At 46.6% G+C, this 22170-nt stretch carries 21 protein-coding genes; 12 read left to right on the forward strand and 9 right to left on the reverse strand.

All coding sequences use genetic code 11. The annotated features are described in order from the left end of the window. Positions 1-195: 195 nt before the first annotated feature. Complete coding sequence (locus MO387_RS07870; RefSeq protein WP_107947849.1) at positions 196-948, reverse strand: Nif3-like dinuclear metal center hexameric protein; 753 nt, start codon at positions 946-948, stop codon at positions 196-198. A 70-nt stretch (positions 949-1018) separates the two neighbouring features. Continuing rightward, the gene (locus MO387_RS07875) at positions 1019-1489 is read right to left on the reverse strand and encodes a glycine zipper 2TM domain-containing protein (RefSeq protein ID WP_006081931.1); all 471 of its coding nucleotides are present in this window, start codon (positions 1487-1489) and stop codon (positions 1019-1021) included. Positions 1490-1543: 54 nt separating this feature from the next. Between MO387_RS07875 and aat the strand changes: the two genes are divergently transcribed. From aat to infA, 3 genes are all read left to right on the forward strand, one after another. Further along, complete coding sequence (gene aat, locus MO387_RS07880; protein WP_107947851.1) at positions 1544-2257, forward strand: leucyl/phenylalanyl-tRNA--protein transferase; 714 nt, start codon at positions 1544-1546, stop codon at positions 2255-2257. Further along, positions 2244-2954 carry an arginyltransferase gene (locus tag MO387_RS07885; protein ID WP_006081933.1) on the forward strand — a complete coding sequence of 237 codons (711 nt, stop codon included), beginning with the start codon at positions 2244-2246 and terminating at the stop codon, positions 2952-2954. Before aat ends, MO387_RS07885 begins: the two co-directional genes overlap by 14 nt. A gap of 82 nt (positions 2955-3036) precedes the next feature. Continuing rightward, the gene (gene infA / locus MO387_RS07890; RefSeq protein WP_006081934.1) at positions 3037-3255 is read left to right on the forward strand and encodes a translation initiation factor IF-1; all 219 of its coding nucleotides are present in this window, start codon (positions 3037-3039) and stop codon (positions 3253-3255) included. A 116-nt stretch (positions 3256-3371) separates the two neighbouring features. On the opposite strand, the gene clpA is transcribed toward infA, so the two are convergent. Next, a complete protein-coding gene (gene clpA / locus MO387_RS07895; RefSeq protein ID WP_006081935.1) occupies positions 3372-5639 on the reverse strand; it encodes an ATP-dependent Clp protease ATP-binding subunit ClpA in 2268 nt (755 codons plus the stop codon). Between the two features lie 43 nt (positions 5640-5682). Further along, the gene (gene clpS / locus MO387_RS07900; protein ID WP_006081936.1) at positions 5683-5991 is read right to left on the reverse strand and encodes an ATP-dependent Clp protease adapter ClpS; all 309 of its coding nucleotides are present in this window, start codon (positions 5989-5991) and stop codon (positions 5683-5685) included. Positions 5992-6185: 194 nt separating this feature from the next. Here clpS and cspD point away from each other — a divergent pair, with 194 nt between their 5' ends. Beyond that, positions 6186-6392, forward strand: coding sequence for a cold shock domain-containing protein CspD (cspD, locus tag MO387_RS07905; protein WP_006081937.1), 207 nt, complete (start codon positions 6186-6188; stop codon positions 6390-6392). 322 nt (positions 6393-6714) lie between these two features. On the opposite strand, the gene MO387_RS07910 is transcribed toward cspD, so the two are convergent. Further along, positions 6715-8940, reverse strand: coding sequence for an NADP-dependent isocitrate dehydrogenase (locus MO387_RS07910; protein ID WP_107947853.1), 2226 nt, complete (start codon positions 8938-8940; stop codon positions 6715-6717). Between the two features lie 343 nt (positions 8941-9283). Here MO387_RS07910 and rluE point away from each other — a divergent pair, with 343 nt between their 5' ends. The 6 genes from rluE to MO387_RS07940 all read left to right on the forward strand — a co-directional run bounded on the left by rluE (position 9284) and on the right by MO387_RS07940 (position 15327). After that, positions 9284-10069 carry a 23S rRNA pseudouridine(2457) synthase RluE gene (gene rluE, locus MO387_RS07915; RefSeq protein WP_234420947.1) on the forward strand — a complete coding sequence of 262 codons (786 nt, stop codon included), beginning with the start codon at positions 9284-9286 and terminating at the stop codon, positions 10067-10069. A 67-nt stretch (positions 10070-10136) separates the two neighbouring features. Further along, positions 10137-10631 carry an NUDIX hydrolase gene (locus tag MO387_RS07920; protein WP_107947855.1) on the forward strand — a complete coding sequence of 165 codons (495 nt, stop codon included), beginning with the start codon at positions 10137-10139 and terminating at the stop codon, positions 10629-10631. A 282-nt stretch (positions 10632-10913) separates the two neighbouring features. Then, positions 10914-12032: a tRNA 2-thiouridine(34) synthase MnmA gene (mnmA, locus tag MO387_RS07925; protein WP_083548599.1), complete on the forward strand. Its 1119-nt coding sequence runs from the start codon at positions 10914-10916 to the stop codon at positions 12030-12032. A 3-nt stretch (positions 12033-12035) separates the two neighbouring features. Beyond that, a complete protein-coding gene (gene hflD / locus MO387_RS07930) occupies positions 12036-12653 on the forward strand; it encodes a high frequency lysogenization protein HflD (RefSeq protein WP_107947858.1) in 618 nt (205 codons plus the stop codon). 29 nt (positions 12654-12682) lie between these two features. Then, the gene (purB, locus tag MO387_RS07935) at positions 12683-14053 is read left to right on the forward strand and encodes an adenylosuccinate lyase (RefSeq protein ID WP_012089398.1); all 1371 of its coding nucleotides are present in this window, start codon (positions 12683-12685) and stop codon (positions 14051-14053) included. 134 nt (positions 14054-14187) lie between these two features. Beyond that, on the forward strand, positions 14188-15327 hold the full coding sequence (locus MO387_RS07940) for a cupin domain-containing protein (protein WP_107950231.1): 1140 nt from the start codon (positions 14188-14190) through the stop codon (positions 15325-15327). Positions 15328-15478: 151 nt separating this feature from the next. On the opposite strand, the gene MO387_RS07945 is transcribed toward MO387_RS07940, so the two are convergent. Further along, positions 15479-15928: a DUF4826 family protein gene (locus MO387_RS07945; RefSeq protein ID WP_106650731.1), complete on the reverse strand. Its 450-nt coding sequence runs from the start codon at positions 15926-15928 to the stop codon at positions 15479-15481. A 280-nt stretch (positions 15929-16208) separates the two neighbouring features. Here MO387_RS07945 and MO387_RS07950 point away from each other — a divergent pair, with 280 nt between their 5' ends. Together MO387_RS07950 and MO387_RS07955 are read left to right on the forward strand one after the other, a co-directional pair. Beyond that, the gene (locus tag MO387_RS07950) at positions 16209-17243 is read left to right on the forward strand and encodes a Glu/Leu/Phe/Val dehydrogenase dimerization domain-containing protein (RefSeq protein ID WP_107950233.1); all 1035 of its coding nucleotides are present in this window, start codon (positions 16209-16211) and stop codon (positions 17241-17243) included. Between the two features lie 192 nt (positions 17244-17435). Beyond that, on the forward strand, positions 17436-17780 hold the full coding sequence (locus MO387_RS07955; protein ID WP_006081947.1) for a hypothetical protein: 345 nt from the start codon (positions 17436-17438) through the stop codon (positions 17778-17780). Positions 17781-17918: 138 nt separating this feature from the next. Here MO387_RS07955 and MO387_RS07960 read toward each other — a convergent pair whose 3' ends face one another. From MO387_RS07960 to MO387_RS07970, 3 genes are all read right to left on the reverse strand, one after another. After that, a complete protein-coding gene (locus MO387_RS07960; protein ID WP_006081948.1) occupies positions 17919-18335 on the reverse strand; it encodes a MarR family transcriptional regulator in 417 nt (138 codons plus the stop codon). A gap of 145 nt (positions 18336-18480) precedes the next feature. After that, a complete protein-coding gene (locus tag MO387_RS07965) occupies positions 18481-18954 on the reverse strand; it encodes a DUF1285 domain-containing protein (protein ID WP_107947860.1) in 474 nt (157 codons plus the stop codon). 122 nt (positions 18955-19076) lie between these two features. Further along, positions 19077-22118: an FAD-binding and (Fe-S)-binding domain-containing protein gene (locus MO387_RS07970; protein WP_107947862.1), complete on the reverse strand. Its 3042-nt coding sequence runs from the start codon at positions 22116-22118 to the stop codon at positions 19077-19079. Between the last annotated feature and the right edge of the window lie 52 nt (positions 22119-22170).

Below are 22170 nucleotides of genomic sequence, written 5' to 3' on the forward strand. Positions count from 1 at the left end.
GGCGGGTAATATGAGTGCGGGCGAGTGCTTCTGAGAGTTGCATAAAAAAATCCGATGACATGAGGTCATCGGATTTTGATCTTTTCAGCGAGATCGTCAAGCGATCTGTCTTAACTGATCGGCATTAAGCCATGCTCGCCTTTCGATTAGGGATAAAACGGTTAGATAGTCACCATAAGCCGCTTTATGAATGGATTAGACCGGATTGGTGATATCCACAAAATGGTGCACGAGATCAAACTCGCGGGCGAGGTGACGGCCTAAGGCTTGAATGCCAAAACGTTCGGTCGCATGGTGCCCCGCCGCAAAATAATGTATGCCCTGCTCCACCGCACTGTGGAACGTGCGTTCAGATACTTCACCACTGATAAACGCATCCACACCTAAACTCGCCGCAACATCGATATAGTCCTGCGCGCCGCCAGTACACCAAGCTAAATGTTGGATCTTGGCATCGCCATCACCAATGTGCAGCGGGGCTCTGCCTAACGCATCCTCAAGGGTGTGAGAAAATTCGCTAGCACTAACCGCAAGATCAAGTTTTCCACGCCACAGCAGCCCCTGAGCCACCTCTTCGATGGCTTCTGCGTCGACTATCCCAAGTTGCCTGCCTAAGGTCGCGTTATTACCCAGCATTGGGTGGGCATCTAAGGGCAAATGATAGCCAAACAAGCTAATATCATGCTTGAGTAGCGCCTTAATCCGGCGTTGTTTCATGCCAGTGATCACTTCAGGCTCATTCTTCCAAAAAAAGCCGTGATGGACCAAAATCGCATCGGCGTTTAATCGAATCGCTTCATCGATCAAAGCCTGACACGCAGTCACGCCCGTCACTATGGTGCGGATCTCATCCTTGCCTTCTATTTGCAGCCCATTGGGCGCGTAATCTTTAAACGCCGATACATGTAAAAAATCGGCTAAATATTGGGTTAATTCTGTCCGTGTCATTGCTTTACCGTCCTTTACTCGAGATGACCATTTACTGAAGATGACGACTTAATCAAGATAAGACAGTCGCTTACATCGCGACATCAACACGCACACCGCCTTGCAGGTAGACCACTCGCACTCTGTCACCCGCATTGAATACCATGCCAGCATCATAGTCTTGGATCACCATAACTTGGGTGCCATCTTCTTGATTGATCATCAATTCCACCAGCTTCAATGACTGCACACTCGTGCCACTGCCATAACGATTGCCGATACCGCCACCAATCAAGGCACCTAAAATGGTCGCCACATCACGGCCAGAACCGCCACCAAACTGATTGCCAATCACCCCACCCGCTAAGGCGCCACCAAAGGTTTTCCAACCTCGATTACGGTCTTCAATCAGCTGGGTTTCAGTGATATTACGTACCGAAGTGATATCGCCATAGAGCACTTTCTCGACAGGCACGGCTTGATTACGGTCATAACCCGCACTCGCGGGGCTGAGGATAAACGCAAAAATAAACATAAAGCTTGCTAGAGTAGGTTTCCACATATCTGAATTTCCGCTAACTTAATAATAAGGTCTATAACTAAATCATACTCAATTGTGAAGTCACTGTCTTTTCTGAATCACGAATTTGAAGCTTTTCCTTCACCCGAATTCGCCTTAACCGATCCTAATGGGTTATTGGCTATCGGCGGCGACTTACGTCCTGAACGCTTACTCTCGGCTTACTACAACGGTATTTTTCCTTGGTTTAACTCAGATGATCCTATTTTATGGTGGTCGCCCGATCCCCGCGCCGTGTTTATTCCCGGTGAAATACACATCAGCACAAGTTTGCGGAAATACTTAAAAAAACAACCTTGGCGGATCACAATCAATCACGCTTTCACCGATGTAATGGCGGGATGCGCGCAGCCAAGAGAAAAACAGAGCGGCACTTGGATCACCCAAGAAATTCAAATGGCCTATCGCGAACTGCATCACACTGGTCACGCCCATTCCATTGAAGTCTGGGAAGGCGAACGTTTAATTGGTGGGCTTTACGGCTTAGCAATCGGCCAAGTGTTTTGCGGCGAATCCATGTTTCACCGTAAAACCAATGCCTCCAAGGCCGCCGTTGCAGCGCTGCAACAGCATTTACTCAAAATGGGATTCAAACTCATCGATGCACAAGTGATGAATCCTCACCTAGAAAGTTTGGGAGCCAAAGCCATTAAACGCATTGATTTTATAACGTTACTGAGCGAACTGAGAAACAATCCCGTGGACCCAGCGACTTGGACCACTAAAGAGGTCATCCTTGAACTCGAGTAAAGCATCGATCGCTATCGGTATCAGTCAAATATTTCCCTGCAGCTACCTCGATGGCCAACAGGAGCAGCTACTTGTCATCCAAGAAGATACCCTTGATCCCATTTTATTTGAGCGTTTACTCGCGGTGGGTTTTCGCCGCAGTGGCGGCTCCATCTATAAACCCCGTTGCCCAAGGTGCAGCGCGTGCCAGCCTATTCGTGTGCCAGCGCATGAATTTGTGCCATCGAAACGTCAAAAACGGACTTTAGCAAAAAACCAAGATCTGACCTGGCGAATTACATCGGAACAAACCGCCGAACAATATGCCCTGTATGAGCATTACATTCGTGAGCGGCATTTTGACGGCCCTATGTTCCCCCCGAGTGAAGATCAATATAATCACTTTCTTTTTTGCCATTGGTTGCCGCCGACGTTTATCGAGGTCTATAACGGCGATAAATTATTAGCCGTCGCGGTCACAGATACCTTACCCAATAGTCTGTCGGCGATTTACAGCTATTTTGACCCCGACGAAGAACAGCGTTCCCTCGGCGCCCTGTTAATTTTAATTCAGTGCCGATTGGCAAAACTGATGGACAAAGAATTTGTTTATCTCGGATATCAAATAGATGAAAACCGTAAGATGTCCTACAAGCGTTTATATCGCCCATATCAAATTCTCACACCGACGGGCTGGGAGTATTCCCAAGTTTGCTAAGTACTTCCCCTTTACAGCAGGGTGAATTTGGGGCATGATACGCCCGTTTTTTATATTCGAAGGCTAATGGGATAATTAATTAATGGCGAAAGAAGACAACATTGAAATGCAAGGCACTATCCTTGAAACCTTGCCAAACACAATGTTTCGTGTAGAGCTTGAAAATGGTCATGTGGTGATAGCCCACATTTCAGGCAAAATGCGCAAAAACTACATCCGGATCCTTACTGGCGATAAAGTTACCGTCCAGCTGACTCCTTATGATCTGACCAAAGGTCGCATTGTCTTCCGCGCACGCTGATATAGCCTCTTAGATTTAAAAACCCGGCAAGGCCGGGTTTTTTTGTTTGCGAAAGATGAAAAAAATGGCTGCAATTGCAGCCATTTTTATGTCTAAAACTAATGGATAATCAAGCGTTAAGCTTTTGTTGTCGCTTTTTCGTGACGTTCGGTACGAATGACAAGCTCGCCCTCCTTCACATCCACATGCGCCACACCGCCTGACTCTAAGACACCAAATAAGATCTCGTCTGCCAATGGACGTTTGATCAATTCGGTCACCACCCGAGCCATTGGACGCGCGCCCATGTTCTTGTCGTAGCCTTTCTCGGCCAATAAGGTTCTGGCTTCGTCGCTGACTTCCAAAGTAACGTGTTTTGCATCCAATTGAGCCTGCAATTCCACCAAGAATTTATCGACCACTTTGGCGATAATCGTCATATCCAAATGGTTGAACCAAATGATGGAATCGAGACGATTTCGAAATTCTGGCGAAAATACCCGATTAATTTCAGATAACGCATCTTGAGTGTGATCTTGTTGGGTAAAGCCAATCGACTTACGAATAGTCTCCTGAACACCCGCGTTCGTTGTCATCACCAAAGTCACGTGTCTAAAGTCAGCCTTACGACCATTATTGTCGGTCAAAGTACCGTGATCCATCACCTGCAACAGCAAGTTATAGACATCGCGGTGGGCCTTCTCGATTTCATCCAATAGCACCACACAGTGCGGATTTTTAATCACAGCATCGGTGAGCAAGCCACCTTGGTCATAACCCACATATCCAGGAGGCGCACCAATCAAGCGTGACACTGTGTGGCTTTCCATGTACTCAGACATGTCAAAGCGCACCAGTTTCATCCCCAAACAGTTGGCCAGTTGGTTAGTGACTTCGGTTTTACCCACACCGGTGGGACCCGCGAATAAGAAGCTACCCACAGGTTTCCTGTCTGTGCCTAAGCCACTGCGCGATAAGCGAATGGCCGAACTCAGACTCTCAATGGCCTTGTCTTGGCCAAAGACCACCATCTTAAGGTTACGCTCAAGATTACGCAGTAAGTCCTTATCAGTGGCGGATACCGACTTCTCAGGGATACGCGCCATTTTCGCCACTATCGACTCAATCTCGGCTTGGCCTATAGTCTTTTTACGTTTGCTCATAGGCAACATCACCATACGTGCACCCGCTTCATCGATAACATCGATGGCTTTATCGGGTAAATGTCTGTCGTTGATGTGCTTGGCCGATAATACTGCAGCGCTGCTGATCGCAGCCTGTGTATAACGAACCCCATGATATTCTTCGTATTTAGACTTAAGCCCCATCAAAATTTTAGTGGTTTCTTCCACTGAAGGTTCATTGATATCCACCTTTTGGAAACGACGTGCAAGTGCGCGGTCTTTCTCAAAAATACTTTGATATTCTTGGAAAGTTGTCGACCCCATGCAGCGTAAGTTGCCGCTAGATAGTAAAGGTTTCAGCAGATTAGAGGCATCCATTACGCCGCCAGAGGCCGCGCCCGCACCGATAATGGTGTGGATCTCATCGATGAATAGGATGGCATGCTTATCAGCCGCCAGTTCTTTTAACAGGTTCTTAAAGCGCTTTTCAAAGTCGCCGCGATACTTAGTTCCCGCCAGCAGTGAACCTAAATCCAAAGAATACACTGTGGCTTCAAGCATCACATCGGGCACTTGTTTATTGACGATGCGATACGCCAGCCCTTCGGCAATCGCCGTTTTACCTACGCCCGCCTCACCCACTAACAGCGGATTATTTTTACGGCGACGGCATAGGGTTTGAATCGCGCGCTCAATTTCTTGATCACGACCAATCAGTGGGTCGATGATCCCTTGCTTAGCAAGTTGATTTAAGTTGGACGCAAATTGCGACAACATGCTGCGCTCTTCGCTGCTTTCGCCCTGATCTTCAACCCGTTCTTGATCTTGATGTGACTCAGCATCATCATTTTTGGCGAAACCATGGGAAATAAAATTCACAACGTCTAGGCGACTAATATCGCAGCGGCGCAGTAAATACACGGCTTGGGATTCTTGCTCACTGAAAATGGCGACTAACACGTTAGCGCCGTTTACTTCATTGCGACCCGATGACTGCACATGGAATACTGCACGTTGCAGCACTCGTTGGAACCCCAGCGTTGGCTGAGTTTCTTTGTCATCATCAATATCGGCAATGATTGGGGTTGTTTGTTGGATAAAGCTTGCCACTTCATCTCTGAGTTTATCTAGATTCGCTCCACAGGCGATTAACGCTTCTTGAGCCGCAGGATTGTCGATCAGAGCTAATAACAGATGTTCCACTGTCATATACTCGTGACGCGCGTCTCTGGCTTGCTGAAACGCCAGATTTAAGGTGACTTCCAGGTCTTTGTTCAGCATAAGCACCCCCAAAATTAACAACAGACTACAGAGTAAAGCGGTTTTATGCTTTCTCTAACGAACACAGTAACGGATGTTGGTTTTGTCTTGCAAATTGATTTACTTGTATCACCTTAGTTTCTGCAATCCCAAACGGGAAAATACCGCAAATACCTTTTCCTTGGTGATGGATCGTCAACATGATATCGGTCGCTTCCTGCTCGTTCTTGCGAAAGAAAACCTGCAAAACTTCAATCACAAAATCCATTGGGGTGTAATCATCATTATTGAGTACCACCTTATACATCGAAGGCGGCATTAACTCTGATTCGACACGTTCTTCAACGTGTTCAATATTTCCTATCTTTGCCATTTTTTAATACTAGCCTCTCGTGTTGGCCTCTTCCAATTGATCCGTTCAAATTAATCAGTTGTTACCCCTTTGTTAATTTTAGCTTGACTTCCGCTTTTACTCCTTACATTCTGTTGTGCAGACGGTGAAAGAATACCCGTCTATACAGGTTTTACTATCTTACTGGTAAGTAGACAACAGAAGGAAGTGGAAGTATGGCAAGCGGAACTGTTAAATGGTTCAACAACGCCAAAGGATTCGGGTTTATTTGCCCTGATCAAGGTGGTGAGGACGTTTTTGCACACTATTCTACCATTGAAATGGAAGGCTATCGAACTCTAAAAGCAGGCCAACCCGTTCAATTTGAAGTAGAAGCCGGTCCAAAAGGAATGCACGCTTCAGCCATTTCACCAACAAAATAACGTTTGGTGAGGCCAATGATCTAAAAGGCAGGGACTTGTCCCTGCCTTTTTATTGCTGCGTGTTTTATCAATCCCCACCACTTAATGCTCCATCACTTGTCAGCATTACGCATGAATTTAATTCAAGATCCATCGCCGCAGCTCACCCATTGCATCCCCACAAAAAGATTTTATCACCAGTCTCGACAGTAAATTTAGGGCATAAAAAAGGGATCTGCCATGCAGATCCCTTTCTAAAATCAGTCTAATGACTTACAACTTTACATCAACTTTGATGGCCCACACTGACGCACGCGCCATCCAAAAGCTAAAACTCACGAGATTAAGCAATCAACAACTTGTTTAACGTCTCGCTTGGGCGCATGGCTTTTTCAGCCTTAGCCGCATCTAAACGGTAGTAACCGCCTAAATCAACTGGTGCACCTTGTGCCGTCGCTAATTCAGCCACAATCACTTGCTCATTTGCGGCCAACGCATGCGCTAACGGAATGAAGTGAGCTTGTAACTGCTCATCGCCCGTTTGCGCGGCTAAGGCTTGTGCCCAGTACATGGCTAAGTAGAAATGGCTGCCACGGTTATCTAACTCACCGACTCTTCTTGATGGCGATTTGTTGCTATCTAAGAATTGGCCAATGGCTTGATCTAAGGTATCAGCTAACACTTGGGCTTTTGGATTACCGACAGTTTGGCTTAAATGCTCAAGAGACGCCGCCAGAGCCAAGAATTCACCGAGTGAATCCCAACGTAAGTGACCTTCTTTCTCAACCTGTTGCACGTGCTTAGGTGCACTACCGCCCGCACCTGTTTCAAATAGACCGCCGCCGTTCATTAACGGCACGATTGACAGCATTTTGGCACTGGTGCCTAGCTCAAGGATTGGGAACAAGTCAGTCAGGTAGTCACGTAGAACGTTGCCCGTAACTGAAATGGTATCTTTGCCTTCTTTGATGCGAGCCAAAGACAAACGCGTCGCGTCTTCTGGAGACATGATGCTGATCTCTAAGCCATCAGTATCATGCTCTGGCAGATATTGCTGCACTTTTGCAATGATTTGCGCATCGTGGGCACGTTTGCTGTCTAACCAGAATACCGCAGGAGTATTGCTTAAACGGGCACGGCGCACGGCCAGTTTGACCCAATCACGGATAGGTGCGTCTTTAACTTGGCACATTCTCCAGATATCGCCCGCTTCCACGTTATGGCTCATCAATACCTTACCACTTGCATCGACAACGTTGACCACACCGTCAGCAGGTATTTCAAAGGTCTTATCGTGGCTGCCGTACTCTTCGGCTTTTTGCGCCATCAAGCCCACGTTTGGCACGCTGCCCATGGTTTTAGGATCAAAAGCGCCGTGCTCTTTACAGAAGGCAATCGTTTCTTGGTAGATACCGGCATAGCAACGATCTGGGATCATAGCTTTCGTGTCATGCAGTTGACCATCTGGTCCCCACATTTGGCCAGATGAACGAATCGCAGCAGGCATAGACGCATCGATAATGATGTCGCTTGGCACGTGTAAGTTGGTGATACCTTTGTCAGAATCAACCATAGCCAATGCGGGACGTGCAGCGTAAACGGCGGCGATATCGGCTTCGACTTCGGCGCGGCTATCGGCAGGTAATGTCGCTATTTTGGCATAAACATCACCAAAACCGTTGTTAACATCTACGCCTAATTCAGCAAAAAGCGCCGCATGTTTGTCAAATACTGGCTTGAAGAATACCTTCACAGCGTGACCAAACATAATAGGATCAGACACTTTCATCATAGTGGCTTTCAGATGCAGCGATAACAGCACATCTTCTGCTTTGGCGTTTTCGATTTCACGCTCATAGAAGCTCACTAAGGCTTTTTTACTCAATACCGCAGCATCGATAATTTCGCCAGCCAGCAGCTTAAGACCGGACTTGAGCACTACTTCTTGGCCATCTTTTTGCGTCAGTACGATATTCACGCTGCCCGCATCAGATAAAGTCACTGACTGCTCGCTGCCGTAAAAATCGCCGTCAGTCATGTGAGCAACGTGTGACTTAGAATCTGTAGCCCATTTACCCATTGAATGCGGATTTTTCTTGGCGAAGTTTTTCACCGATAATGGGGCACGGCGATCTGAGTTACCTTCACGTAGTACTGGGTTTACCGCACTGCCTTTAATCTTGTCGTAACGTGTTTTAATTGACTTTTCAGCGTCGGTTTTTGGCTCATCCGGATAGTGAGGGATGTCGTAACCTTTTTGCTGCAGTTCAAGGATACAGGCTTTTAATTGTGGAATCGAAGCACTGATATTCGGTAACTTGATGATGTTCGCTTCTGGCTGATTCGCTAACTCGCCAAGCTCAGTCAGATGATCGCCAATCTTTTGTGCTTCGGTCAGTTGCTCAGGGAAACTGGCAATAATACGGCCCGATAACGAGATATCACGGGTTTCAACCGCAACGCCCGCGGCGTCGGTAAACGTTCTGATAATAGGTAAGAGTGAGAGGGTGGCCAGTGCTGGCGCTTCGTCTGTTTCAGTGTAAATAATTGTTGATGAGTTATCTTTCATGTTACATCCTACATTATTGTAAAATTTAATATTTTTTATAATAATTTTATAGCATGGCGAACAAATCTGAGCACAGTGAAAATATCAATCAAGGCAATCGAATCCGCCTTAACCTTTCACATTCTCAATGCCCTTCTGCCTTTGCACGCAAGCTAAAATTTGTTACAACGACTCATTAAAACCTAATAAACATTTAGGCACAGATCACATTTTCTGGCCGACATCATAGAGCATTCGCAATAATATTCAAATTCCACTAACGGCGAATGCCAAGTACACTATGACCACATTAACGACTCAATCAAGTCAGGTAAGCGTGTCTCAACCTCCTGTTAGCAAAAGTATGAACAAAAACAAGTTTCCACCTAAACGTGCCAATTCCAGTACCAGTTCCCCAGCCAAGAGCACGATTAAACCCGCTAAGCCCGCGAGCAGAGGCCCTGCCAACCGCGCTACCGCCGTAGATAGCAAAGTGGCGCCAGCACGTAATGCCAATGGCAGTTTAAAGAAAGAACCCTTTAAAAATCCTAATCGACGCGCAATTGCAGCGGCAAAACCGGTGCAGAGCCAAACGCTCGCACCGATTATCGTGCTGTTTAATAAGCCTTTTGATGTACTTTGCCAGTTTACCGATGAACAAGGTCGCAAAACCCTAAAAGACTATATCCCCATTGCTGACGTGTATGCCGCAGGCCGCTTAGACAGAGACAGTGAGGGCTTGTTACTGCTGACTAATGACGGTCAATTACAGGCAAGACTGACAGAACCGAAAAAGAAAACCTTTAAAACCTATTGGGTGCAAGTAGAAGGCGTGCCGACGGAAGATGCACTGACGAAACTGCGCCAAGGTGTTGAATTAAATGATGGTATGACGCTGCCTGCTAAAGTCAAAATCATGGATTCACCCGATATTTGGCCACGTAATCCACCGGTGAGAGAACGCAAAAATATCCCAACAACTTGGCTAGAAATCCAAATTCATGAAGGCCGTAACCGCCAAGTCAGACGCATGACAGCGCATATCGGTTTTCCGACCTTAAGATTAATCCGTTATAAAATAGGCCAATGGAGTCTAGATAATTTGCCATCGGGCGAGCATAAATGCATTCGCCTCGGTGATGAAGTCTAACTTTCAGCCAAGTTTCTGCGCTCAACGCCACTAAAAAGTGGCACCAAGTCCACTCAAAGGAGGCACCATGAGTCAACGATATAAACCCAATGTGACCGTCGCTTGTATTATTCATGCGACCTCACAGGATAAGTATCTGATGGTGGAAGAGTGGATTGATGGCGAGCTGCGCTTTAATCAGCCAGCGGGTCACTTAGAAGCCAATGAAAGCTTAATCCAAGCCTGTGAGCGTGAAGTGTTTGAGGAAACGGGGTTATCACTTAACCCCCAAGGACTCGTCGGCATCTATCAATTTAGCGCCAGTGAAGACTTAGCCTTTGTGCGCTTTACCTTCTTCGTACAGTTAGATGATATGCCCTCACCTGCGCCGCAGGACAAGGCTATCCACAGTGCGCACTGGCTGAGTTTTGCACAGATAGAAGCTAAGTCATCTTTACTGCGCAGCCCCTTAGTGCTCGATTGCCTAAAAGACTACCTTAATAACGCACAACAGGGCCAAACTTATCCCCTCTCCTTACTCAATAGTGACCGCCTCACGATAGCCCAAGCGAGTAAGGCGTGATAGAATACCGCCCCGCATAAACGGCTTGTTAAACTTATGCATGTGCTAGTGCCTAGCGGCCTCTACGTGGCAAAATAATAGACTGTACAGTAGGCCGTAAATACGAGTTTTACTGTTAGCTCGCACTACACCCAAATTTTTAAGTTAGCTCTTAAGTTAGCTTGGATTTAACGCTAGCCCATATTTTTTAAGCTAGGTTAGGCACTTTTTGTTACGCGCTCAATGTCGCGGCTTAACGTCAACAACCTAGCCAACACACATACTCAATGGTTTTTAGGATCTATGACATCAATCGAACCCACTCATACAGGAAAAAAAGTCATTGTCGGCATGTCCGGCGGTGTAGATTCATCTGTTTCAGCTTATTTGCTTATGCAGCAAGGCTATCAGGTTGAAGGCCTTTTCATGAAGAACTGGGAAGAAGATGACAATAACGAGTACTGCGCTGCCGCAGAAGATTTAAAAGATGCCCAAGCAGTGTGCGACAAGCTCGGGATCAAGCTACACACAGTTAACTTTGCTGCCGAATATTGGGACAATGTATTTGAGTATTTCCTCGCCGAATACAAAGCCGGCCGCACGCCAAATCCCGATATCATGTGCAACAAAGAAATCAAATTTAAGGCATTTTTAGAATTTGCCGACGAAATCCTCGACGCCGATTACATCGCCATGGGCCACTATGTGCGCCGCCGCGATAATAGCGATGGCAGCACACAAATGCTCCGTGGCGTCGATGGCAATAAAGATCAAAGTTATTTCCTCTACACCCTTAGCCACGAGCAAGTGGCTCGAAGTCTATTCCCTGTCGGTGAATTGGAAAAACATGAAGTACGTGAAATCGCAAAAGAAATGGGCCTAATCACCCATGATAAAAAAGACAGCACCGGCATCTGTTTTATCGGTGAGCGCAAGTTCACTGAATTCCTGGGCACTTATTTACCAGCGCAGCCTGGTAATATCGAAACCCCAGAAGGTGAAATCATAGGCACACACCAAGGGCTGATGTACCACACCTTAGGCCAGCGTAAAGGCCTAGGCATTGGCGGTATGAAAAACAGCAATGACGATCCTTGGTATGTAGTTGATAAAGATCTTGAGCGTAACGTATTGATCGTAGGTCAAGGCGGACACCATCCTCGTTTGATGTCGACCGGCATGACAGTTAACCAACTGCATTGGGTGGATAGAACCGGACCTATCGATGGCTGTCATATCGCAGTGAAAACCCGTTATCGCCAACAAGATGTGCCTTGTACTTTGACCTACACAGATGAACACACCTTACGCGTGGTCTTCGATGAACCAGTTGCGGCGGTGACGCCAGGACAGTCTGCGGTATTTTATGATGGTGAAGTCTGCTTAGGTGGCGGCATCATAGATCAATTGATCCGAGGGTAAAGCGTGAACGAGCAACTAGTTAATCGGACCATGGCGTTTGCAGGCATACTGCAAGCCATTGCCCAAGTTCAACATTTAGCCCGCCATGGCGAATTAGATAATGCCGAGCTCGCGGCGAGCTTAAACACCATTCTCGTCACTAATCCTGACAATACGCCCGATGTCTACCAAGACAAAATCGTATTGCAAAAAGGCTACAAGCTGATCTTGAATCAGCTCGGTGACAGCAGTCAAAAAGATGTTGAAATCACCCGCTATTTAGTTGGCGTGTTGGCGTTAGAGCGAAAATTAGTTCGCTCTAACAGCGGTTTAGGCATGTTGGCCGAGCGCATTAATCAAGTGAATCGCCAGCTACATCATTTTGCGATCACCGATGAACAAGTGATTGCCAATCTTGCCAGCATTTACAGTGACATCATCAGTAATTTAGGGCCAAAAATCCAAATCTCTGGTAATCCAGTGTGTTTGCAACGCCCTATCATACAACAAAAAATTCGCGCTCTGCTGCTTGCGGCCATGCGCAGCGCTGTACTATGGCGCCAACTAGGCGGTAAACGTCGACACTTAGTCTTCGCCCGCAAAGCCATAGTCGATACAGCCAAGAAAAGTCTTACCCTATAATAAAATTAGCGTTCATCAAGGAGCTTCACATGGATCTTTCCGCACTAACTGCTATCTCTCCGGTAGACGGTCGTTATGGTAGTAAAACCGCGTCATTGAGAGGGATTTTCAGCGAGTTCGGTCTTACCAAGTACCGTGTTCAGGTTGAAATCAATTGGCTAAAACTGTTAGCAGACTGCCCAGACATTAGCGAAGTGCCAACACTGAGCGCGTCAGCTATCGCTGTGCTCGATGGCATTAAAGACAATTTCAACGAACAAGATGCGCTGCGTGTTAAGGCTATCGAAAGCACCACTAACCACGATGTGAAAGCGGTTGAATACTTCATCAAAGAAAAAATCGCGGGCAATAGCGAATTAGCCGCTGTGGGTGAGTTTGTTCACTTTGCCTGTACTTCCGAAGATATCAACAACTTAAGCCACGGTTTAATGTTGACTGAAGCCCGTGAGCAAGTATTACTGCCATATTGCAACGAGTTGCTGACTGCGATTAAAAAGCTGGCGATTGAATATCGCTCTGTGCCATTAATGTCACGCACCCATGGCCAACCTGCTTCACCTTCGACACTCGGTAAAGAGATGGCGAACGTGGCAATGCGTCTTGAGCGTCAAATCAAACAAATCGCCAATGTTGAAATCATGGGCAAACTGAACGGTGCCGTAGGTAACTACAATGCTCACCTGTCAGCCTATCCTGAAGTTAACTGGCATGAACTATCTGAGCGTTTTGTGACTAGCCTTGGCCTGCACTGGAACGCTTACACGACGCAAATCGAACCACACGATTACATTGCCGAACTGTTTGATGCGGTTGCCCGTTTCAACACTGTGCTGATTGACTTTGACCGTGACATTTGGGGTTACATTGCCCTAGGTCACTTCAAACAACGCACTATCGCCGGTGAAATCGGTTCATCGACTATGCCGCACAAAGTTAACCCAATCGATTTTGAAAACTCTGAGGGTAACTTAGGTATCGCTAACGCGCTGATGCAACATTTAGCGTCTAAGCTGCCGTTATCAAGATGGCAACGTGACTTAACTGACTCAACTGTGCTGCGTAACTTAGGCGTAGGTATTGCCCATGCGTTGATCGCGTATCAAGCGACCTTAAAAGGCATCAGCAAGTTAGAAGTTAACGAAGCGCACCTGCGTGATGAGTTAGATCACAACTGGGAAGTGTTAGCAGAACCCGTACAAACTGTGATGCGTCGTTATGGTATTGAAAAGCCATACGAAAAATTAAAAGAACTGACGCGCGGTAAACGTATCGACGCGCAGCAACTGTCAGTGTTTATTGACGGACTTGAATTACCAGACTCAGTGAAAGCTGAACTGAAGAAAATGACGCCAGCCAATTACATTGGTCGCGCCGAAACGTTTGTCGACGAACTGAAGTAAGTTTTTAACTGAACTTAGTTTTTAAATAAACTTAGTTATTAGCTGAAATTGGCGATGGACAATACTCTTTCATAAACAGAAATAAGGATTAAGGCGACTCACATCTGTGCGATGTGGTCGCCTTTTTTAACACTATGTATACACTCAATCTCGATATCGCCCAGTTTCTTAGTGAATACTGGCAAAAGAAACCCCTGCTGATCAAAAAAGCGTTTCCACAGTTTGAAGATCCGATCAGTGCCGATGAACTAGCAGGCCTTGCCTGTGAAGAAGAAATCTCTTCGCGTATCGTCGTTACTAAAGACGATAACTGGGAAGTGGTTCAAGGCCCGTTTGAAGATTACGACAGCTATGGCGAAACCCATTGGCAATTGCTAGTGCAAGCGGTCAACCATTGGTATCCTGATTCGCAACCATTAGTTGAAGCGCTGCGTTTTTTACCTGACTGGCGTTTCGATGACTTGATGGCCTCATTTGCAACGCCAAGTGGTGGTGTGGGCCCGCACGTTGATAACTACGATGTGTTTATCATTCAAGGTGAAGGTGAACGTCGCTGGACTGTGGGCGACAATACCCCGCAACAACGCCGTGGTGGCAATCCAAACTCGCCGCTGGTTGAAGACTTCACCCCAATTATCGATGTGGTGTTAGAAAAAGGTGACATGCTTTATATTCCACCAGGTTTCCCACACTGCGGCGAAACCCTAACAGTGGCAATGAGTTACTCGATTGGTTTCCGCGCTCCTAGCCAGCAAGAATTGGTCAGTGAAGTCGCCGATTATTTGCTCGACAATAACTTAGGTCAGCAGCGTTTCACGTCGCAAACTGAGCCGAGTTCAGCCGGTATCGTCAGCCAAGATCATCAAGTGGGCATAATGTCACTCCTGAGTCAGCTGAGCCAAGATCCCAATAGCTACCAAATCGTGTTAGGTAAACTGCTCAGTCAAAACCGTTTCGAGCTTGATTTGTGTGAAGGCGAAGAAGCTTACAGCATTGAAGATTTGCAAGATGCCTTCGCCCAAGGTGCTGGCGTGAGCCGTATCGGCGGTTTGAAAGTATTGCGTCTTGAAAATGACGCCACACCGCGATTATTCATTAATGGTGACGTGCATGAACTGCCCAATACACCGGCAGACGTGATCGCACTGTTGAGCGATAACGTCAGCTTAAGCGCCGATGAAGCAACTGAAATATGTCAGCATGAAGAAGTTCAAGCCTTACTATTGAAACTCATCAATCAAGGTTTCTTCTACTTAAGCGACAGCGAAGAATAAGCTTTATCGACTTTGCTCGATGACCTTGTTCTTAACAGAGGAAATCAACATAAAAGTCAGTATAAATAAGGCACTCAATTGAGTGCCTTATTGTTATTTCAGTTATCGGTATCAATCAACGCAAGAGACTGTTGTATAAACTCATTTGAATTTAAGCATTCCACAGTTTATCGTCATTGTGCATACGATATAAACTCTCGGCGCGCGATACCAGTAACTGTGCAAATTTAGCCTGAGTGGCATCACGGGTTGCACCCGAACGCACTAAGTTTTCCGCCTGCATTTGCCACATCATAGAGAAATGACGTACCGCATCTCGGGCCGTTGCAGCCACTTTCACATCGACGAAATCCGAGGGTAAATCGCCCGACATAACCCAATAGGTTTTGTTGCTGGGACGCTTGGATTCCATTTTCCAAATTGCCATGTAAGGCGCAAGATAACGACTTTCATCGGCCAAGACTTTAGTTGGGATCACGCCTTTTTCAGCGAGGAAACGATTCGCTTTTTGAAATTGAGTTCTGACCCACTCTTGACGCAGCTTTTCTATTTCTTCCGCTGATAAATTCTGTTGAGTTTGGTCGACAGCTTGTTCAGTCATACTTCCGTCCTATCTTATTGTTATAACGCGAACCTAATTCTTGGGATCAGTGCGCGATTCATTCTATTCGTTACATTAAATTCAGTACAATCCATTTTCAACCGCAAAGCTTACGTTTACGTAAAGTGGAAAGCTAAATTGCCACAAATAATGTATTTATTCGGTCATTATGCATGGTTGAGAGTATCGCTAAATGCTATGGTTCTGCAATAAATATAACAAGCAGTCGATAGAGGCTCATCTCGTCGGCTTTTTCATTGTGTATAGCGGAGAAATTCACGTGGCTGTATTTAATCATGTATCCTTTGACGAACATGAACAGGTCGTATTCTGTCATGATAAAGAAAGTGGCTTAAAGGCCATTGTCGCCATCCATAACACCAACCTTGGCCCTGCTGTGGGTGGTTGCCGGATGTGGAATTACCAATCGGATGATGAAGCCCTGACTGACGTATTACGCCTCTCTCGTGGCATGACTTACAAAAACGCCCTTGCCGGTTTAACCATGGGTGGCGGCAAATCAGTGATCATCGCCGATCCAAAAAGACAAGACCGCGAAGCCCTATTCCGCGCTTTTGGCCGTTTCATCAATAGCCTCGGCGGCCGCTATTATTCCGCTGAAGACGTGGGTACTACCACGGCAGATATCATGATTGCCCATGAAGAAACCCCTTATATGGCGGGTCTTGAAGGCAAGAGTGGCGACCCATCACCGTTCACCGCCCTTGGCACTTATTTAGGCATCAAAGCTGCAGTTAAACATAGACTCGGTTTAGACAGCCTAAAAGGCCTCAAAATCGCCGTTCAAGGCGTAGGTCACGTTGGCTATTACCTGTGCAAACACTTGCATAACGAAGGTGCTGAACTGATTGTTACCGACATTCATCAAGCCTCGTTAGACAAAGTCGCTACCGACTTTGGTGCGATTGTTGTCGCGCCTCAAGAAATCTACGCGCAAGATGTGGATGTGTATGCTCCTTGCGCCCTTGGCGCAACTTTAAACGATGCGACCTTACCGCAGCTGAAAGCCAAAATTGTTGCTGGCTGTGCCAACAACCAATTAGCTGAAGTACGCCACGGCGAACAGCTGAAAGAAATGGGTATACTGTACGCGCCAGACTATGTGATCAACGCAGGCGGCATTATCAACGTGTCGTTCGAAAAAGATTACGATGCAGCGAAATCGACCGCTAAAGTAGAAGAAATTTATAACACCCTGCTGAAAATCTTCAGCCAAGCCGACGAACAGAACCGGACAACTGGCGCTGTAGCAGATGAAATGGCCAAAGCCATTATCGAAGCCGCTAAAAAGTAATTTACCTACTCGTGTAACATCGCCAAAAGCGACCTCTGGTCGCTTTTTTGTTATCTAAAATTTAATCTAGCGCTAAGCTCATGGTTTAGCCGCGCTTTTAATTTCGACACAGAATATTCATTAAATCACGCTGGAAAACGTCATATTTGTCTGCTTGAATTAGCCTCTCAGGTCCCAGCACAGGATAGCGCTATGATCCGTTTTAAGTATGATCTCAACCAAGATGTAGTTGAACTGCAAGCCAGTAATTGGAGCGGTTTAGAGCGGGTCTTTGTCAACGGCCAGATGGTGTCGCACAAGTTGAATTTTAAGCCTCAGAGCGAACATACCATCCAACTTAAAGACGGCGCACCTTGCAAGTTCGAACTGCTTATCGATCCCCAAACCGATGAGTTGATGTGCCGAATTTATAAGCAGCACACCCTCGTCGCCAGCCTAAAACAAGGCAAAGAAAATTTGTTAGCCAGCCGCCGTTATTTGCAACACTCAGTAATAGCCGTCAGCTTACTGTGCGTCTTTGCACTTTATTTGAATTGATTACACCAGTTTAATCCCGCTAAGTAACGGATGAATGATGGGATTAAACTGGAGAAAATGAATTTATACAACCACATACAGATAGCTGTAAAAACGGCTAAACCGCAGTTTCCCTCTATACCGAATGAATCCGTATCATTAAGCCAAGCGATTGATTTTATTTAATAGTAAGACGAACTGCTGCTGCTCCTCATCACTGAGGTTAGACAGGAACTTTTCGTTGACCCGCTCAGCTTCGCAAATCAGATCTTGCTCTAATGCTTTGGCTTCATCGGTCAAAAAGATTTGGAAGGCGCGCCGATTATCGGCTTCTTGATGGCGGGTAATAAGACCTTGTACCTGTAACTGATCGAGTAAACGCGTCATAGTGTAATTTGCCACATCGCAACGCTTAGACAATTCAGTTTGGCTGATGCCCTCCTCTTGCCACAAAGCAAACAGCACAGGCCACAGTTTTATATCGAGTTGATATCGCTTAAGATGCAGATCAAGCTCATTTTGCAGCTCGATATTTAAGTGGGAAACAAGATAGCCTAAGCTTTCATGACGATTCAAACAGCACCTCCTACAACAAAGGTTTTAACGCGTTTTCACTTACTCTGTGCGCAATCATAAGAACCCAGAGTCAGTTTTAATACTACCACTTAACCCGCAATAAACTAGTTAACACCACAGCTAATTATGCGATTAACCTACGAACTCACTGCTCATTTAAATCATATAAATTGAATTCATTCACAAAATTATAGTAACAAGCACGGTCTAATTTTCCCCATAACCCACGCTCAAGCGGCAAATAAACACTGTCATCGGTGAGCTTCATCTGCTTTATATCCACATTGTGGTGCAGTGTTTCAATACTGGTGCTCACATTAAGCAGAGAATGGGGTTGTGCTCGCTCGAAATCGACAATCAGCAGAGGCGCATCTTCAACCTGCACTCGCACCTTTTCCACTGGGGTAATTAAGAAATACTCATCATCGATGCAATGCAAAATACTGGCGAACAACTTAGCAAACTTTGCTGGCAGCGATGTACCCAAATACGTCCAATCACCCAAGGCGTTAATGTCAAATAGTGGGATGTCACTGCAGAGCGGCGCTACCGTCGTTAATGCACTATCGGCGGCGAATTGTTTGAGTGTGTGTTGAATACTGTCAGTCATCTTTTCCATCAAGGCCTCCATCATCCATAAAAAAACCAGCCTTGCGGCTGGCTTTAGTGTGACATTCAACACTTAGATATGCCAGTGAGGATAATGACAAGCTCACTGGCGAAGCTAAGCGATAAACACCACTAGATATTTGCTAACTCAAGCAAGGCCTCAAGTGGATGTTTTGGCTTGTAACCGGCAAAACGTTTCACTTGAGTACGGCAAGAATAGCCCGACACTAACACTTGCGGCTGTTCAATCTTAGCGAGAGTTTGCTGCCAAGACATCTCAAACAAGGCTTTAGAGCGCTCTAGGTTTTCCGCCTCATGGCCGTAGGTTCCCGCCATACCACAACAACCTAAATTGACTGCGGTTAACTTAGCACCAAAATGGGCAAAGATTTTAGTCCATTCATTAGCGGTATTTGGCTTGGCCGTCGATTCAGTGCAATGACTAAACCAGGTATATTGCTTACCTTGCGCAGCTTTGGCAGGTAAATCTTTGATGACATTAAGTAGCCATTCGTTGGCTAGCTTGACCTCAAAATTACCGCGATTAGCGCCTAAGACTTCACGGTATTCGTCGCGATAACACAAGACTAAGGCTGGATCGATGCCGACCATCGGCATGCCCAGTTTATGGACTTGGTTCAAAAAGTCCGCACTCGACTGCGCCGTTTTTGCGAACTTATCTAAAAATCCCTTGATATGCGTTGGCTTACCATTGGGTTTATAGGGCAACAACACGGGTTTTAAACCAAGCTTTTCAATCAACTGGATAAAGCGCAGCACAAGACCTGAGTCATAGAAACTGTTAAAGGGATCTTGCACCACCAGCACAAACTGTGAGCGCGCCTCTTCTGGGATAGCCTGCAGTGCAGCTAAGTCGTAACCACGGCTTGCATGACCATCGAGTCTTTGCTTCAAGGTCGGCACAGATAACGCAGGCGCGTCCACGTAACCAATCGCCTTTTTAATCACCCATTGGCTCAATGGATTTTGCGCGGCAAAGTTGGTAAGACGCGGTGCAGCGGCCATTAATGGCAAGCTATCTTCGATACCTGCAACAAGATAGTCCTTCGCCGGTCTTAAATAGCGTTGATAGTAAATATTAAAGAACTGCGCCCTAAACTTAGGCACATCCACTTTGACAGGACATTGCCCAGAACAGGCTTTACAGGCCAAACAGCCCTTGAGCGATTCCATCACTTCGTGGGAATAATCATAATCGCGCTGGGCGTTCAGGGTATTTTGAACGCGCTGCAGCAAACCTAAGGGCTTTGCTTTTGCCAGTGCGTTGACATCAACCCCTTCAGCCTCAAGTAGCCTTAGCCATTCTCTCATAAGCCCTGCACGCCCCTTTGGCGACTGCACTCTGTCACCCGTCACCTTAAACGACGGACACATGGGCGAATAGCTGCTGTAGTTAAAACACAGGCCGTTGCCGTTACAGTTCATCACATCGGGGAATGCATCACGTACTTCGATGGGGATTTGTCGGTCAAACTTACCGCGCTTAGCACTGTCGATATCGTAATAGAGGGCGCCAGTATGTTTAGGTGCCACCAGCTTACCAGGGTTGAGTCGGTTGTCGGGATCGAACAAGCCTTTGATATCTTGTAGAACGCCGTATAGTTCATTACCAAAGACAGATGGACCGTATTCACCGCGCACACCTTTACCGTGCTCGCCCCACATCAGGCCGCCGTATTTAAGCGTCAGTGCTGCGACTTGATCAGAAATCACCCGCAATAGTTTTTCATCTTCAACATCGCACATATCAAGTGCTGGCCGAACATGCAACACGCCCGCATCCACATGACCGAACATACCGTATTGCAGATTATGGCCATCGAGTACTGCACGAAACTCCATAATATAGTCGGCGAGTTTTTCGGGCGGCACCGCAGTATCTTCCGCAAAGGCGATAGGTTTACGACGTCCTTTAGTGGCGCCCAATAAGCCAACGGCTTTTTTGCGCATGCCGTAGATTTTTTCGATGCTTGGCTTATCTTGTGTTACTTGGTAGCCCAATACGCCGCACTCGCCTTTGCTGATCTGCTCAGTCAAGACAGCTTCAAGACTCGCAAGCTTTTGCTCAACCTCTACTGTGTCGCCAGCAAATTCGACCATATTGAGGCCGTCGATGACTTTACCCGGCACTTCTTGGATCAGATCAGATACCGAGTGCCAGACTATATCTTCGCGGGCTAAATTAAGCACTTTTGAATCGACGGTTTCGACCACAGTCGCCCGCGCGGCAACTAAGGATGGCGCATGACGCAATGCCGATTGGAACGAATCGTACTTAATGTTCACCATCGCGCGCTCAGTCGGCAGCGGGGTGAGATTGAGTTTAGCTTCGGTTATCACCGCAAGCGTGCCCTCTGAACCTGTCAAAATCCGTGATAAATCGAATTGCGTCAGGTTGTCGTTCCACACGTGTTTTAAGTCATAGCCAGTGAGGAAACGGTTGAGCTTAGGAAATTGGTTTTCAATTTGAGTGCGCTTTTCGCGGCATACCGCCGCCACAGCAGAAATCAGTTTCTGCCCCAGCGGATTATCACTGACGTTATCGGGGTTGCACAGTAGTCCAGCGTCTAGGGAATGCGTATCCAGCACACTGCCATCAATCAACACACTACGCAGCGCCAGCACGTGATCTGACGTCTTACCGTAGACCAATGAACCCGCACCCGAGGCATCGGTATTAATCATACCGCCAATTGTGGCGCGGTTTGAGGTGGATAAATCGGGACTAAAAAAGAATCCATGGGGACGCAATGCATCGTTAAGTGCATCTTTAACGACGCCAGCTTCAACTCGTACCCAACCTTGCTCAGCATTCACTTCGAGCACGCGATCCATGTAACGCGACACATCCAAAATCAAACCATGGGTAAGGGATTGTCCGTTGGTACCGGTACCGCCGCCACGCGCACTAAACGTCACGCTGCGAAATGCGTCCGTAGCAGCCAGTGTCAATGCAATTTGGATATCCTGCTGATTTTTAGGATATAACACAGCTTGAGGTAAGAATTGATATACAGAGTTGTCCGTTGCTTGCACTAAACGTGCGCTGTAACGTTTGTCTATATCACCGGAATACTCACTTTGCTCCAGTGCATCAAGGTATGCCAAATACACTGGCTCTAATGTTTGTTGATGTGATAGCAGGGGTAGCATAGATAGCTTCTGTCAATTATCGTTATGGCGCCATTATAAACAAAAAAAAGCC

It is taken from the genome of Shewanella sp. N2AIL (assembly GCF_022690845.1).
Classification (GTDB): domain Bacteria; phylum Pseudomonadota; class Gammaproteobacteria; order Enterobacterales; family Shewanellaceae; genus Shewanella; species Shewanella baltica.